Source organism: Nocardia sp. CA-290969 (assembly GCF_050936135.1).
Taxonomy (GTDB): Bacteria; Actinomycetota; Actinomycetes; order Mycobacteriales; family Mycobacteriaceae; genus Nocardia.
This window is the reverse complement of record NZ_JBNJNJ010000001.1, coordinates 4,120,253-4,135,240: the sequence shown is the minus strand read 5'-3', so window position 1 is coordinate 4,135,240 and position 14,988 is coordinate 4,120,253. Positions and strand designations below refer to the sequence as shown.

The 14,988-nt window shown below is 68.9% G+C and carries 15 protein-coding genes; 5 read left to right on the top strand and 10 right to left on the bottom strand.

All coding sequences use genetic code 11. The features are described from left to right. Window positions 1-99: 99 nt before the first annotated feature. From ACQEVO_RS18685 to ACQEVO_RS18670, 4 genes are all read left to right on the top strand, one after another. Window positions 100-1,272, top strand: a complete 1,173-nt coding sequence (locus ACQEVO_RS18685; protein ID WP_432914969.1) for a serine hydrolase domain-containing protein — start codon at window positions 100-102, stop codon at window positions 1,270-1,272. A gap of 39 nt (window positions 1,273-1,311) precedes the next feature. Then, window positions 1,312-1,758, top strand: a complete 447-nt coding sequence (locus ACQEVO_RS18680) for a DoxX family protein (protein WP_432914967.1) — start codon at window positions 1,312-1,314, stop codon at window positions 1,756-1,758. A 40-nt stretch (window positions 1,759-1,798) separates the two neighbouring features. After that, on the top strand, window positions 1,799-2,314 hold the full coding sequence (locus ACQEVO_RS18675) for a carboxymuconolactone decarboxylase family protein (protein WP_432914965.1): 516 nt from the start codon (window positions 1,799-1,801) through the stop codon (window positions 2,312-2,314). A 292-nt stretch (window positions 2,315-2,606) separates the two neighbouring features. Then, window positions 2,607-3,704, top strand: coding sequence for a PQQ-dependent sugar dehydrogenase (locus ACQEVO_RS18670; RefSeq protein ID WP_432914963.1), 1,098 nt, complete (start codon window positions 2,607-2,609; stop codon window positions 3,702-3,704). Between the two features lie 29 nt (window positions 3,705-3,733). Here the strand turns inward: ACQEVO_RS18670 and ACQEVO_RS18665 are convergent, their stop codons facing one another. The 3 genes from ACQEVO_RS18665 to ACQEVO_RS18655 are packed head-to-tail and all read right to left on the bottom strand — an operon-like array spanning window position 3,734 to window position 6,577. Next, the gene (locus tag ACQEVO_RS18665) at window positions 3,734-4,132 is read right to left on the bottom strand and encodes a hypothetical protein (protein ID WP_432914961.1); all 399 of its coding nucleotides are present in this window, start codon (window positions 4,130-4,132) and stop codon (window positions 3,734-3,736) included. Between the two features lie 55 nt (window positions 4,133-4,187). Beyond that, on the bottom strand, window positions 4,188-4,853 hold the full coding sequence (locus ACQEVO_RS18660; protein WP_432914959.1) for a response regulator: 666 nt from the start codon (window positions 4,851-4,853) through the stop codon (window positions 4,188-4,190). Then, entirely contained in the window at window positions 4,850-6,577 is a 1,728-nt protein-coding gene (locus tag ACQEVO_RS18655; protein WP_432914957.1) for a sensor histidine kinase, read from the bottom strand. The genes ACQEVO_RS18660 and ACQEVO_RS18655 overlap by 4 nt, the downstream gene beginning before the upstream one ends. A gap of 429 nt (window positions 6,578-7,006) precedes the next feature. Between ACQEVO_RS18655 and ACQEVO_RS18650 the strand changes: the two genes are divergently transcribed. After that, on the top strand, window positions 7,007-8,839 hold the full coding sequence (locus ACQEVO_RS18650) for an alkyl/aryl-sulfatase (RefSeq protein WP_432922794.1): 1,833 nt from the start codon (window positions 7,007-7,009) through the stop codon (window positions 8,837-8,839). A gap of 56 nt (window positions 8,840-8,895) precedes the next feature. Here ACQEVO_RS18650 and ACQEVO_RS18645 read toward each other — a convergent pair whose 3' ends face one another. From ACQEVO_RS18645 to ACQEVO_RS18615, 7 genes are read right to left on the bottom strand one after another with little or no spacing between them, the layout of a single operon-like run. Next, complete coding sequence (locus ACQEVO_RS18645; RefSeq protein WP_432914955.1) at window positions 8,896-10,239, bottom strand: MFS transporter; 1,344 nt, start codon at window positions 10,237-10,239, stop codon at window positions 8,896-8,898. A gap of 28 nt (window positions 10,240-10,267) precedes the next feature. Further along, window positions 10,268-11,446, bottom strand: coding sequence for a serine hydrolase domain-containing protein (locus ACQEVO_RS18640; RefSeq protein ID WP_432914953.1), 1,179 nt, complete (start codon window positions 11,444-11,446; stop codon window positions 10,268-10,270). A 36-nt stretch (window positions 11,447-11,482) separates the two neighbouring features. Continuing rightward, on the bottom strand, window positions 11,483-11,788 hold the full coding sequence (locus ACQEVO_RS18635; protein WP_432914951.1) for a DUF202 domain-containing protein: 306 nt from the start codon (window positions 11,786-11,788) through the stop codon (window positions 11,483-11,485). Next, window positions 11,785-11,955 (bottom strand): hypothetical protein, encoded by a 171-nt coding sequence (locus tag ACQEVO_RS18630; protein WP_432914949.1) that lies wholly within the window; start codon window positions 11,953-11,955, stop codon window positions 11,785-11,787. The genes ACQEVO_RS18635 and ACQEVO_RS18630 overlap by 4 nt, the downstream gene beginning before the upstream one ends. 8 nt (window positions 11,956-11,963) lie before the next feature. Next, complete coding sequence (locus ACQEVO_RS18625; RefSeq protein WP_432914947.1) at window positions 11,964-12,134, bottom strand: YidH family protein; 171 nt, start codon at window positions 12,132-12,134, stop codon at window positions 11,964-11,966. Continuing rightward, the gene (locus ACQEVO_RS18620) at window positions 12,131-13,318 is read right to left on the bottom strand and encodes an acyl-CoA dehydrogenase family protein (protein WP_432914945.1); all 1,188 of its coding nucleotides are present in this window, start codon (window positions 13,316-13,318) and stop codon (window positions 12,131-12,133) included. The genes ACQEVO_RS18625 and ACQEVO_RS18620 overlap by 4 nt, the downstream gene beginning before the upstream one ends. 12 nt (window positions 13,319-13,330) lie before the next feature. Continuing rightward, window positions 13,331-14,887: an acyl-CoA synthetase gene (locus tag ACQEVO_RS18615; RefSeq protein WP_432914943.1), complete on the bottom strand. Its 1,557-nt coding sequence runs from the start codon at window positions 14,885-14,887 to the stop codon at window positions 13,331-13,333. Between the last annotated feature and the right edge of the window lie 101 nt (window positions 14,888-14,988).

The following is a 14,988-nucleotide window of genomic DNA, read 5'->3' as shown; positions in this document are numbered from 1 at the left end:
CTACGTCAGTGCAGCAGAACACCTTCCGCGGCAGCAGCCGGAGCCCGGGAGCTCCGGCCACGCGGGGTGTTCGGCGTCTATCGAAGGGAATCGGAAACCATGAACGCGATCGAAGTACACGGCACCGTCGCCGACGGGTACGAGCAGGTGCGCGCCGAGTTCGCCGCCGTCGTCGCCGAGGAGAACGGGGAATCCGGCGCGCAGCTCGCCGCGTACGTCCGGGGCCGGCGCGTGGTGGACCTGTGGGCGGGCGAGGAGGTCACCGGGACCACGCTGACCGGGCTGCATTCGACCTCCAAAGGAGCGGCCGGCCTGGTAGTCGCGCTGCTGATCCAGGACGGTGCGCTCGATATCGACCGGCCGGTCGCGCACTATTGGCCGCGGTTCGCCGCAGCGGGTAAGGAGCACATCACGGTGCGCGATGTGCTCGTGCACCGGTCCGGAATCGTCGGTGCCGACGGTGGTTTCACCGTCGCCGAGCTGGCGGACGAGCAGATCATCGCCGAACGGCTGGTGGGGCAGCGGCCCTGGTTCGCGCCCGGCAGTGTGCACGGGTACGGCGGGTTCGTCACCTACGCCATCGTCGGCCAGGTCGTGCGGACGGTCACCGGAAGCACCATCCAGGAGCTCTTCGAGCAGCGGATCCGCGCCCCCTACGGACTGGATGTGTACCTGGGCCTACCGGCGGGACTCGATCATCGCTACCTGCCGATCCTGCCGTGGCGGGCGAGCGCGGAAATGGAAGCGGCCTTCGCGGCGAACTCGCCCAACCCGCACAGCGTGGCCGGGATCTCCTACAACCTGAACGCGCGCGGTTTCACCGCTGCCGATGTCATGACCCTGCCCAACCACACCACACTGCGCCGCCTCGGGCAGGGCTCGGCCGGCGGGGTCGGTAGCGCACAGGGTCTGGCGGCGATGTATGCGGCGGCCACCACCGGTATCGACGGGCGGGAGCCGCTGCTGTCCCTGACCACCATCGCCACCGTTTCCGCGATCCATTCCAGCGGAGCGGACCTGGTGCGAGGCGACCGGGCCCCCTACGCACTGGGATTCGAAGCCAAGGGCCTGTTGTATCCGTTCCTCGGCGCAAACGCCTTCGGGCACACCGGTTCCGCGGGGTCGGATGCCTTCGCCGATCCGCACAGCGGCCTCACCTACGGCTACACCCGCCGCCGCGCCGCCTTCGCCTTCAACGCTCCCGAGAATGCCCGGCTGGCCGCTGCCCTGCACCGTGCCGCGACGGCCACCGAAATCGCCTGGGCCGCCTGATAACCCGACCCCTGATCAACTACGAGGAGTAGTCCGACCATGTCCACTCGCACCACTTCCATGATCCGATCCCGCGGCCTGAAACTCGCGCGCTGGGTTCCCGTGACCGCCGTCCTCGCCGAGACCGCGGTCGGCGCGTACTGGGATCTCGCCCGGATCTCCTACGTCCGCGATTCGTTCGAGCATCTCGGCTACCCCATGTACTTCGCCACCATGCTCGGTGTCGCCAAGACCGCGGCGCTCGCCGCGATCCTCACCCCCGGCCATCCCCGGACCAAGGAATGGGCGTACGCCGGGCTGGTCTTCGTCTACGGCGGCGCCGCGACCTCCCATCTGGCCGCCGGTGACGGCCCCGACAAATGGGCCATGCCGCTGGCCTTCGCCGCCTGCACCTTCGCCGCCCGTGCCTGGCTGCCGCAGGGCGGCTCCACCACCGCGGCCCTGCGTGCTCTCGGCGGTTCCCGCCACCGGCCGCAGCCCGCCTGATCCCCACCGATTCACCACACAAGAGAAGGAAACAACTGTCATGAATGCAAACACCACCGCCACGCAGGAAACCACCGGCTCCCGGCTGCCCAACCCGCAGCAGCTCGTCCCGGAACTGGGCGAGGTCGGGGCGGCACTGTTCAAAGCCACCGGCAACGGGGCGATTCCGCGGACCACGATCGGCCTGGTCCAGCTGCGGGCCGGGCAGATCGTCGGCAGCACCTACCTGGCGATCCTGCACACGGGCAACCTGCGCACCGCGGGCGAATCCGAGGAACGTATCGCCGCGGTCGCGACCTGGCGCGACGCCCCGTACTTCAGCGCGGCGGAGCGCGCCGCGCTCGCCTTGACCGAGGCCGTCCTGCAACCGGCCGCACACGGTGAGCGGGTCCCCGACGAGCTCTACACCCGGGCGGCCGAACACTACGACGACAAGGCCCTGGCCACGCTCGCGATGGCGATCGGCCAGGTGAACTTCTTCGTCCCGCTGGCCCTCATCGGTAAGCCGCTGCCGGGCCGGTCGCCGGCCGAACAGTGGAGCCCCGTGCCGGCCTGACGGGTCGAAAGGAACCACCGGCCGACGGGGCCGGGGCGCTACTGCCCCGGCCCCGTCGGAGTGTTCGAGCGAATATGCCCACGGCCCGGCCTTCGATATGCGCACGGCCCGGCCTCGAGGCGAGGGAAGGAGGCCGACGTGAGTGCCCAGCCCCGGAAACCCGGCCGGGGTCGTAGCCTCGAAGGATGGGATCGAGCGCGGGAATCGGCGAGATCGGGCGATTCGCGTCTCCGAGTGTGCCGTGGGGATGCCGGAGGCTGCCGGTGGACGGCGCCGGGACCGGTGGGCAGCGATGACCGGGCGGCGACGATTCACCGGGCTCATCGCGCCGGCTCTGGCCGCCGGAGTACTGGCCGCGTGCACGCCCGGCCCGGGCACCGATCCGGCCGGACCCCCTTCGACCGGAACCCCGGCCGGATCGCCTTCCTCTTCACCGGACCGGACGGTCACCACCATCACCACCGGCCTCGCCGCACCCTGGTCGATCGCTTTCTACGGGGAAACTCCGCTGGTGAGCGAGCGGGATTCGGGCCGCATCCTCGAACTCGGCACCGACGGAACTCCGCGCGAGGCCGGGGTGATCGCGGGCGTCGCGGCGTCGGGTGAGGGCGGGCTGCAGGGTATCGCCGTGCGCGACGGCAGCCTCTACGCCTATTACACCGCAGGCAGCGAGAACCGTATCGAGCGATTCGAACTCACCGGCGCGCCCGGCGCTCTCGGCCTCGGAGCCGGAGAAACGCTGCTGGCCGATATCCCGGCCGCCAGGTTCCACAACGGGGGACGGATCGCCTTCGGTCCCGACGGGATGCTGTATGCCACCGTCGGCGATGCCGGGGACCGCGGCAGCGCACAAGAACGCGCCGCACTCACCGGCAAGATCCTGCGGATGACCCCGGACGGGCGGGCACCCGCGGACAATCCGTTCCCCGGGTCCCTGGTCTACAGCTACGGCCACCGCAACCCGCAGGGTCTCGCCTGGTCCGCGGACGGCACGCTGTACGCGAGCGAGTTCGGACAGGACACCTGGGACGAACTGAATGTGATCGAACCCGGCGGCAACTACGGCTGGCCGGAGGTGGAAGGTATCGCCGGTCGCGACGGTTTCCGCGATCCGGTCCAGCAGTGGCGGCCCGCCGACGCCAGCCCGAGCGGGATGGCCGTCCAGGACGGGAGCATCTACCTCGCGAACCTGCGCGGTGGGCGATTACGGCAGATCCCGCTCGACGATCCCGCCACCTCCACCGAACACTTGGCCGGCGAGTACGGCCGGCTGCGCGACGTCACCGTAGCGCCCGACGGTTCGCTGTGGGTGCTCACCAACAACACCGACGGTCGCGGCAACCCCGCCCCCGGCGACGATCGGATCCTGCGCGTAGAACCCGGCACCTGAAGCTGCCGTCGACGGACTGCGCGACCCGATCAGTGCGGCGTGGTCAAAATACCAGCGCCGACCAGGGGATCTCGATCGAGAAGGGGATAGGGAAAGGAGACGTCCGCGGCGGAGTTCGGCGTCCACTCGCCCGCCAGCAGATAGTTCGCGTTCCGCAGCGGGCGCACCCCCGGCGGCAGTTCGGCGTGACCGATCTCGAGAACGTACACGCGTAGGGCACCGATTCCGGTGAGATCCTTTTTCAGGTCCACCTCCCAGTAGGAGGGGATTCCCGCGCCTGCTCCCGGCCTCCGCCGAACCCACACCACGCGGCCCTCCCACAGTTCGATCTGCGCGGCGATCTCCTCCGGCAGTTGGTCCAGTTCCTCCCAGGTCATCGACTCGGGAAGGTCGGGGCGATCGGTGCTCGAACCGCTCGGCATGACCATCGCGTCATGCTACCCAGCGAGTCTGTGGTGACCATTTGTGACGCGTTTGCAGCGGTTACGGGGTCGGCGAGTATTCCTGTTCGGGGCGGCCCGCCTGGCCGTAGCGCAGGCGCATGCGGAGGACGCCGGTGGCGACGAGGGCGGTGAGGTGGCGTTGGGCGGTGGGGCGGGAGACGCCGATGGTATCGGCGACCTCACCGGCGGACAGCGGTTGGGGAGAACGCCGGATCGCTTCCAGGACGAGGTCTTTTGTCGGTGAGGTGACCGGTGTGGCCGGGCTGGATGCGGGGGCCGGGCGGAGAGCGGCCAGGGCGGATTCGACGCGGGCGTGGTCTACGCCCGGGTCGGCCAGGAGGCGGCGGTAGCGGGCGTAACCGGCCAGGCGGGAACTGAGGGCGGCCGGGGGGAAGGGTTTGACGAAATAGCCGAGTGCGCCGGCGGCGAGCGCGGAACGGACGGTGGTTCCCTCGGAATCGGCGGTGAGAACCATGGTATCGCAGTGCATTTCGCGGACCAGATCGATACCGTCGCCGTCCGGGAGGTAAACGTCGACCAGGGCGAGGTCGACGGCCAGGTCGCGGTAGCGGGTGCGGGCGGCGGCCACGGTGCCCACTGTCGCCGCGACGGTGAAGCCGGGGACCGCGGCCGCGATCTCGGCGTGCAGGTCGGCGATGCGGAAATCGTCCTCGACGATCAGCACGCGCAGCGGGTCGGTGCTCATGGCTCGTTCCTCACCCTCAGGACGCCGGGGATACGGGCGACGAATTCGGCTCCGCACAGTACCGCGGTGCCGCCGCCCGGACTGGACAGGAGGACATCGCCGCCGCGGGCCCGGGCCAGCTGCCGGCTCAGGGCCAGGCCGACGCCGCGCCCGCCGGGGATCGTGGACCCGTCACGGGTGGAGATCCCCTCGGTGAAAATACTGTCCACCAGTTCCGGTGCGATCCCGGGACCGCTGTCGGCGACGGTGAGGTACAGCGCCGATTCCTCTTGGACCAGTTCCACTTCCACGCGTTTCACCGGGCTGCCGGCGACGGCGTCGAAGGCGTTGTCCAGGAGGTTGCCCAGCACCGTGGTGACATCGACCGGATCGATGAGATCACCGTCGACAGCCGTGTGCGGGCCGAGCACCAGTTCGGCACCACGCTCCCGGGCGTGGGCGGCCTTGGCCGCGACGAATGCCTGTAGATACGGATCGTGGATGGCGTCGATACCCGGTGCCGCGGCCCCCAGCGGACCCGATCCGAGGACGCCGTCGATCCGGCGGGTGGCTTCGTCGATCCGGCCCCGGTGCAGCAGACCGCTGAGCAGGTGCAGGGTATTGGCGAACTCGTGGCGCTGGGCGCGCAGGACCGTGCTCATGGACTGCACCGCGTCGAGCTGCCGGGCCAGCGATTCCACATCGGTGCGGTCGTGCACGACCAGGACTGCACCCAGATCACGGCCGTCGTGGCGGACCGGGCGGGCCGCGACCACCACGACCCGGTCGCCCACGGTGGCCATGGTCGGGCGGGATTCGAGGGTGCGGAACAGGTCCCGGACTCGTGGAGTCAGGCCGATATCGCCTATCGGGCGGCCGGGTACCGGGTCGATACCGAGCAGCCGGGCGGCTTGCTCGTTGACGAAGGTGGTGCGCCACTGCGAATCGACGGCGACGACGCCCTCACCGATTCCGTGCAGGACGGCGGCCTGGCCGCGGACGAGTTCGGCCAGGTCGGCGGGCTCCAGACCGAGGGTGAGACCGCGCCAGCGGCGGGCGAGCAGGACCGCGCCGAGGACGCCCAGCAGCAGCCCGGCGCCGACGACCGGGACAGCATTGCGCAGTTCGCCGACGCGGGTGGGGGTGGGGATCCGGACCTCGACGGTGCCGGTGAACCGGTCGGTTCCGGTCGCATGGATCGGTGCCCGGGCCCATGCGGTGCCGTGATCGGTTCCGTATTCCTCCGTGTCCGTGGCGGTGCCGGCCGGATACTCGCCGGGCACGGTGGCGGGTGTGGTGGTGCCGGCCGGATTCTCGCCGGGCGCGGTGGTGGGTGGGGCAGCATCGGCCGGGTTGTCCCCGGGTGTGAGCCCGACGGCGGGTGAATCCGTGCCGGCCAGGACGACGCCGCGATCGTCGGTGACGCGGAGCGACTGCGCGCCCGTCCGCTGCTGTGTCGCGACCAGGGTGCGCTGCAACAGCAGGTTGCCCGGCTCGTCGCGGTGCTGTCCCGGCTCCGGCCGGGGTGCCGTCGCGGCCCCGGTGACCTGCTCCCGCACTCCCGGTTCGGCGGCCAGCACCTGGGCGGTGGCCAGCGCCTGTTGCCCGTAGCTGTTGCGCAACCGGACATCGCTGCGGAACGCCCAGATCGCGACGGCGACGACAAAGGCCAGCGCGAGAACCAGAACCTGCAACAGCAGGACCTGTGTCCGTAACCGGATCGTCCGGAATCGTGCTCCGACCACCTCGTGCACGATACTGTGCAGCCATTCCGCTGCACACAATGCACATAATTTTCGAATCGCTTGTTTCGCAAAGTGCGCACGAAAACTTGTGATGTGATCGCGGCCACGGAATTCTTTTTCCGGCAATTGAGCAGAGATATATCGGATAGCTGCGCCGAGTGTTTTTCGAGTGAGTGGGTGATGTCGACGATGACGGAAGACAGCGGCAGGGAGACCGGCGCGAGAGAACCGGATTCCGGCGCGAACCGCACATTTTCGCGGCGCGGAGTTCTCGGTTTCGGGGCGGCGGCACTGGCGGTGACCGCGGTGGGTGCGACGGTGACCGGTTGCGATTCTCCGGGGGCCGCCGATGACGGCGCTTTCGCCGAGGTCGCCGAGCCCAGCGACCATATCCTCGACCTGAACAGGCGGGCGGCCGAAACACTGCCGATGTCGGATGCCGCGGATTTCGCCGACGCCGACCGCGGTTTCATCGGAGCGCTGCAACCGGGCGTGGTGCGCGGGGACGGCGACAAGGTCGTGTGGGACAACGATTCCTATGCCTTCCTGCGCGACCCCTGCCCGCCCTCGGTGCATCCGAGCCTGTGGCGGCAGTCCCAGCTGGTGACCCGGCAGGGCCTCTACGAAGTGGTGCCGGGGATCTATCAGGTGCGCGGCCTGGACCTGTCGAATATGACGCTGGTGGAGGGCCGGACCGGCGTTGTGGTGATCGACCCGCTCATCTCGAAGGAAACGGCGGCCGCCGCGCTGGCCCTGTACCGGGAGCACCGGGGAAATCGCCCCGTCACCGGGTTGATCTACACGCACGCCCATGTGGACCACTTCGGTGGCGCGCTGGGGGTGATCACGCCGGAGGAGGTCCGGGCGGGCCGCTGCCCGGTGGTGGCGCCCGTCGGGTTCCTCGAACACGCGGTCTCGGAGAACGTCTACGCGGGCCCGGCGATGAGCCGCCGCGCCGGCTACATGTACGGCGCGGCCCTGCCCCGCGGACCCAAGGGGCAGGTCGGGTCGGGACTGGGGCAGACCACCTCGACCGGCACCATCGGCCTGATCCCGCCCACCCTCGACATCACCCGCACCGGGCAGGAGGAAACCCTCGACGGTGTGCGCATCGTCTTCCACCTGACCCCGGGCACCGAGGCGCCGGCGGAGATGAACTTCTACTTCCCCGACCACCGCGCGTTGTGCATGGCCGAGAACGCCTGCCACACCATGCACAATGTGATCACTCTGCGCGGCGCGCAGGTCCGTGACGCGCGGATGTGGTCGGCGTACCTCACCGAGGCGATCAACCTGTTCGGCGGTGAGGCCGAGGTCGCGTTCGCCTCGCATCACTGGCCGACGTGGGGGTCGCAGCGGATCGTCGAATACCTCGAGCTGCAGCGCGACCTCTACGCCTACCTGCACGATCAAACACTGCGGCTGATCAACCAGGGCTTTGTCGGCAGCGAGATCGCGGAAATGCTGGAACTGCCACCCGCGCTGCGGCAGGCGTGGCACAGTCGCGGCTACTACGGCTCGCTGAGCCATAACGTGAAGGGCATCTACCAGCGCTATATGGGCTGGTTCGACGGTAATCCCGCCCACCTGTGGGAGCATCCGCCGGCCGAATCGGCCGCCCGGCACGTGGACGCCATGGGCGGTGCGGACGCCGTCCTGGACAAGGCGCGCGCGGCCTACCGCGACGGCGACTACCGCTGGGTGGCACAGCTGGTGAACTACGTGATCTTCGCCGACCCGGCGAACACGGCGGCGAAACAGATCCAGGCCAGTGCGTTCGAACAGCTCGGCTACGGCGCGGAGAACGCGCCCTGGCGCAACTTCTACCTCTCCGGCGCCACCGAACTGCGCAACGGGTCGTTCGGTACGCCGACCAGTTCGGACAACGCGGGGCTGAGTGCGGCGCTGACGGTGGAGATGGTGTTCGACGCCCTCGCGGTCCGGGTGGACGGGCCGAAGGCGTGGGATCAGCGGATCGTGGTGGACTGGCGTATCCGCGACGAACGCCGCACCCACCGGACGGAACTGCGCAACGGTGTGCTGGTCCATTACGACCTGCCGCCCGGTGCACCGGGCACCGCGCCGGGCGCCACGTTCGATCTCACCAGGGCGACCCTGCTGAAGGTGATCCTGGGCGGCGGTGATTTCGCCGGGGCCGTCCGGTCCGGCGATATTCGCGTCACCGGCAATCCCGCACTCCTGCAGCAGATCAAAGAACTCCTGGACAGCCCGAACCGGGATTTCCCGATCGTCACCCCCTGAACCCGTCGAACCACCGCCCCCTCCGCCCGGCCCGGGAAGAGGGGGCGGTCTGCGTGCTACTCCGGCGCGCCGACCACCGGCGGCTTCGACACGACAGGGGAAGCATCCGGCCAACGGGCAGCGATCACTGCGCTGTCGTGCGCATACGGCCGGTACAGCGCCGCCGAGCACACTCCGTTCGCCGCGGTCAGCCCCACCGTGATCAGGAGCAGCGTGGCCTGGAGGCCGATCGCGTCACCGAGAAAACCGGCCAGCAGGGCGTACCCGGCGTAGGCGAGAGCCTCGACCGTCGAAACCGACACCGCGAACGCCAGCCCGCGCAGCGGCGGCGGAACCACCGCCATGATCAGCGGCCGGTTGGTGACCGGAACCTGCCCCTGCAGGAAACCCAGCACCGTGAACAGCAGCACGTAGATCCCCGTATGCGACCACACCGGCTGGATGGCGGCGAACGCGACCGCGGCGAAGGCCAGCTGAACCACCTGCAGCATCGCGACCCGGCCGGTACGCGGCCGGTGCCGATGCCACAGATCGTTGACCCGGCCGCCGGTGAACGTGCCCGCCATATAACCGAGGGCGAACGGCAGGACGATCGCCGCGGCGGTGGCCGTGCTGAGCCCGCGTTCGGTGACCATGAAGGTCGTCGCGAAACTCATGATGATGTTCTGCCCGGAGAACACCCGCTGGACCAGCAGGTACCGATAGGTCCGGATGGCGAGGAGTTCCCGCAGCCCGGCGCGCAGGTTCCGGGCCTTGTCCTCGATCCGGTCGATGGACGGTACGTCGACGTCGCGGCGGGACCGCGATACCGGATCGTCGAGGCAGAACAGGATCAGCACACCCAGCACCAGGGTGATCCCGCCGGAGAGATAGAAACCGTAGCGCCAGCCGTCGGCGAACCCGGAGAACTGTCCGAAGACCGGCCCGGAGATCCCGGTGATCAGCGCGACCCCGCCGTACAGGGCGCCGGTGGCCCGCCCGCGGTGACTGTCGGGGTAGATATCGGACAGGATGGCCAGCGCGATCGGTCCCGCACCGGCGAATCCGGCGGCGGCGATCCCGTACAGCACCACGAACTGGCCGAAACTCGCCGACATACCGGCCGCGATCGACCACACACCCCAGAAGCCCGCGCAGATCGCCAGCACGGTCCGCCGCGAGTAGCGGTTGGCGAGCATCATCCACGGCACGCCGGCGAATACGCCGACCGCCTTCCCGACGGCCACGATCGTGCCGAGGGCGGAATTCGACAGCCCGAGTGCCTCCCGCATCAGCGGGAACAGCACGGAGGTCACATTGGCTTCGGCATTGTCCATCGCGGAGGAGCCGGTGAGCAGGGCAAGGTTCTTACCCCGGCGGGCCCGGTGACCGGGCAGAACGGAAGCAGAGGAGTGCGTCATTGCAGTTCCTTGTCGATGAATCCGCGGGTCAGCCGGCGGAGAGAGCGGCGCCGAGCTGAGCGAAGAGGACGACCAGCGGCGGGGGCGGTACGGCCGGCGACAGGATGTGCGCGCCGTAGTGGACGATCACCAGTTCCCGGCCGGGGGAGACGTAGAGCCGCTGGCCGTGGATACCGCTGGCCATATAGGAGCCGTCTTCGAGGATCCACCAGAAATCGTGGTAGCCGAGCCGGGGCGGTGTGTCGACGGGATCGCGCGGCAACCGGACCTTCCGTGTAGGCCCCTCCGGTATCGCGGTGATCGAGCGTGCGACCGCGGCCGGGATCACCTGCCGTCCGCCCACCGCGCCCTCGCAGCGCAGCATCTCGCCCACCCGGGCGCCGTCGAGTGCGGTGGCGGCGAAACCGCCGCAGGCCATTTCGGCGCCGGCGGAATCCACGACGAAATAAGCGTCCTCGGCCGCGCCGATCCGCGACCAGACGAGTTCGCCGAGCAGATCGGCCGTCGAGAGTCCGGTGACCCGGCGCAACACCTCGGCGATGACCTCGGTGTTGGCGTTGTCGTACCGGAATTCGGTGCCGAACGATCCGGTCGCGCTACTGGTGCCGAGATGATCGAGGATGGTGCCGGGTCCGGTGTATCCGGCCGGGCGCAATCCGGGGGAGACCACCGCCCAGAAACGATGCGCCTCGAGTACCCGGTCATAGGGCCGGCCGCCGAAATTCACCTGGGTGGTCATATGCAGTAGTTCCTGCAGGGTGGCCGCACCCAGGCCGGTGCCGGCCAGTTCCGGGACGTAGGTCTCGGCCCGCTCGCCCCGCCGGATCAACCCCTGATCTTCGACGAGCGCGGCGAGCAGGCCGATATACGACTTGGTGAGCGAGGCATTCAGATGCGGTGCGTGCGGAAGGTATCCGTGCAGGTACTGCTCGTACACCACACGGCCGCGGTGCACGACAACCAGCGCGTCGGTATCCGATTCGGCCAAGGCCCGGCTCAGCGGTACCGTGCGGTCCCAGGTCCAGCGGATCGGCAACTCGGCGAGATCGGCCGGGGCGGTGGGCAGCTCCCACCGGGTGCCGGTGCCCCGCCAGACCCGGCGGGTGGGACTCATCTCGCGGATGGTGGTGGCGTGCTGACGGACGTGCGCGGGGTCGAGGAACCCGCGTGTCCAGGTCATATCCCGGGGGTCGATGGTTCGGGTCATGGATTCTCCTCTTCGGGCCGGGCGGCGGGGACCGGCTCAGGCGGGTGGCGGTAGCAGACCGCAGGCGGTGCAGCAGATCCCGGCGCAGACCACCGCGGCCGCTGCTACCGGAATCGGCCGGGGATCGGCGGGATCGTGGAGATAGCGGCGGCGGCGCAGGCGGGCGGTCGCGGCCAGTGCCGTCAGAACGACCACAGCGCCACACAACCCGGTGAAGGCCCTCGGTGACGGGGTGACCACGGCGGACCGGATGAGCAGGACGAACAGCACGGTCGCGGCCAGCAGGGTGCGCCGCCAGGCCAGTGCTGTGCGTTCGGGCTGTAGTCCGGCGTCGGTGGTCACAGCGCGAGCAACGCCACCGAGAGCAGTGCTGCCACACAGACTCCGGCGACCGTGACTGTGACCAGGGGCGGCCGGGGTAGCGGGGCCGCGCGGCGCATGGCCTGCTGCACCCGCCGCCACTGCCGGAACGCACCGAGCGCGATCACGCAGGCCAGTACCGCGCACACCGCGCCGATCAGCTGATGCGCGGCCGGACCGACCCGGCCGAATACAACTGGCCCACCACGATCCCGCCGGCCACCAGGCCGAGCGCGGTGCGGATCCAGGCCAGGAAGGTGCGTTCGTTGGCGAGGGTGAACCGGTAATCGGGTTCCCGGTCGATCTCGAAATCGGTACCCGTCGTCATGCGAGCAGGAGTTCGCGGGCGATACCGTTGCGCTGGATCTCCGAGGAACCGGTGAGGATCCGGAACATCCGCAGCTTCTGGAAGAGTCCTTCGATCTCGCCGCCGCGCACCACCCCGGCCTTCCCGTGGATCTGCACCGCGTGATCGGCGATCGTGAACGCCTTCTCCGCGACGAACAGTTTGCACAGAAACGCCTCGGTCCGCGGGCGGGCGCCGGTATCCAGCGCGGCGAGTGCGTCGTAGGTCATCGACCGGGCGGCGTAGTAATCGGCGGCCATATCGGCGAGCCGGTGCTGGATGGACTGCAACATCCCCAGCGGTGCGCCGTTGACCCGGCGGGTCTTGGCATAGTCGAGCGAGAGCTGCAGGGCGCGGCGGGCCCCGCCGATCGCGGTGGGGCAGTGCAGCAGCCGGTTCACGGTGACCCGCCCGAGCCCGATCCGCAAACCCTGGCCGATCTCACCCAGCAGTTGTTCGGGCCCGATATAGCAGTCGTCGAGCACGATATCGGCCTCGATATGTTCTCCCGACATCGGCGTCTGCCCCTCGGCGACAGTGCAACCGGGTGCATCCAGGTCGACCAGGAACGCCGAATAATTGTCGGTAGGTGCACCGTCGGTATCCATCATCCGGGCGACGAGAATGGAGAAATCCGCGAAAGGCCCGGCGCTGGAGAATACTTTGTGGCCGTTCAATCGCCAGCCGTCGCCGTCCGGGGTGGCGGTGGTCAGCATTCCGCGCACATCCGACCCGGCATCGTTCTCGGTGAGCGAGAAACAGCAGGCGCGTTCGCCGCGCAGCACCGGGAGCAGATATTTCTCCAGCTGATACGGGGTGGCGTAATCGAATATGGCGCCGATTCGCAGCGGTCCGCCCATATCGCCCAGTACCGAACTCGAGAACAGCCGGGGCGAGGCGCCGATTTCCTCCTTGAGCGCCGCGAGTTCGGTAAAGGTCAGTCCCTGGCCGCCGTATTCGACCGGCAGGTGAATACCGTAGAATCCGAGTTCGCGGCTGCGTCGCCAGATCGGTTCCAATACATCGCGGCTGTACCGGGATTCGCGGGTGAGTCCGAGACCGGTTTCGTATTCGGCGAGTTCGCCGTCGAGATAGTCGCGCAGCCGCCCGACGAGATCCGCCAAACGCGGGTTGTCGGCGTAGTCCGGAGTGAGGGTGAAGGTCATCGGGTCTCCCTGTCAGTTCACGAGCCGGCCGGCGGCCGACCAGTAGCCCTCGCGGACGAGGCGGCGGTCGATCTTGCCGTTGCGGTTCACCGGTAGCTGTGCGACGAAATCCACCGATCGCGGTTTCTTCATCCGGGCCAGCCGGCCGGCGCAGTGCTCGATCAGTTCTTCTTCCGTCGGTGCCGCGCCCGTCCGCGGGACCACCACGGCCTTGACCGCCTCGCCCCACTGTTCGTCGGGCACGCCGACCACACACACCTCGGCCACGCCGGGGTGTTCGTAGAGGGCGGCCTCCACCTCGCTGCAGTAGATGTTGAAACCGCCGGAAATGATCATGTCCTTCTTGCGATCGACGATGAACAGGTAGCCGTCGGACCGGAAATAGCCCACATCACCGGTGTGCACCCAGCCGTTGCGGAAGGTCTCCGCCGACAGTTCCGGTTCGTGCCAGTACTCGCGCACACAGTCCGGGCCGCGCGCCACGATCTCGCCGATCTCGCCCGCGGGCAGCGGCCTCCCCGCCTCGTCGACGACCCGCACCTCGGTATCGAAAACCGGCCGCCCGCAAGACATCAGCAGTTCCGGATCGGATTCGATACCGCGCACGATGTCCTCGGCGGTCAGGACGGTGATTCCGCTGGTGGTCTCGCCCAGCCCGTAACCCTGGATGACGATCGGCCCGAATACCCGCACGGCGTCGCGTAACCGCTGGGGTGACACCGGGGCGCCCCCGAGACCGAGGACCCGCAGGCTGGACAGGTCCACCTCGGCGATCGCGGGATGATCCAGCAGCATATTGAGCATGGTCGGCACCATGAAGGTGGTGGTGATGCGTTCGGATTCGACCGTCCGCAGGAACTTCCCGGTATCGAAGGCCGGCAGGATCACCACCGCCGCGCCGCGCGCCAGCACGCCCAGCAGCATCATGCCGGAGGCGTGGGTGATGGGGCCGGGGGCCAGATACCGGTCGTCGGGCTGGGTCGCGCCGGACGGGCTCATGAGCCGTTTGCGCATATTGGCCAGCCGGTTGCCGTGCGTCTGCACCGCCGCCTTGAGCTTGCCGGTCGACCCAGAGGTGTAGTTCAGCACCGCCGGCTCGCCGGCGTCCACGTCCACCGCGACCGCCTCGGCCGACCCTTCCGCGAGCAGCTGCCGGTACGCCCGCGGCCCCGTGGAGCGGCCGGTGTAATCGACCAGGATGCAATCGGCCTCCGCCCGGGCGACGGCCGCGGCCGCCGTTTCCGCGTGCGCGGGATCGACGAACAGGACCCGCACCGCGGCGTCGCGCAGGATATGCGCCAGTTCGTCACCACCGAGGCGGGCGTTCACCGGCACCCGCACGAAACCGCCCTTGGACAGCGCCATCTCGGTGACCACCAATTCGCCCGAATTGGCCGCGAAGGTACCGACCGCGGTGCCCGGGGCGAGCCCCCGGCCGATCAGCGCGGAGGCCAGCCGGTTGGATTCGGCCTCCAGCTCCCGGTAGGTCCAGCGCGCGGATCCGCAGACCAATGCCTCTCGGTCGGGCCAGAAGGTGGCGCTGCGGGTGAGGTAACCGCCCAGATTCATCGAAACTCCAAACCGACACGATGGCTGTTAATGGACAGACTGTCTAATAACAGGCGTCGTGTCAATACGCGATATGCTCGAACGCAGACGGCTCTCGACAG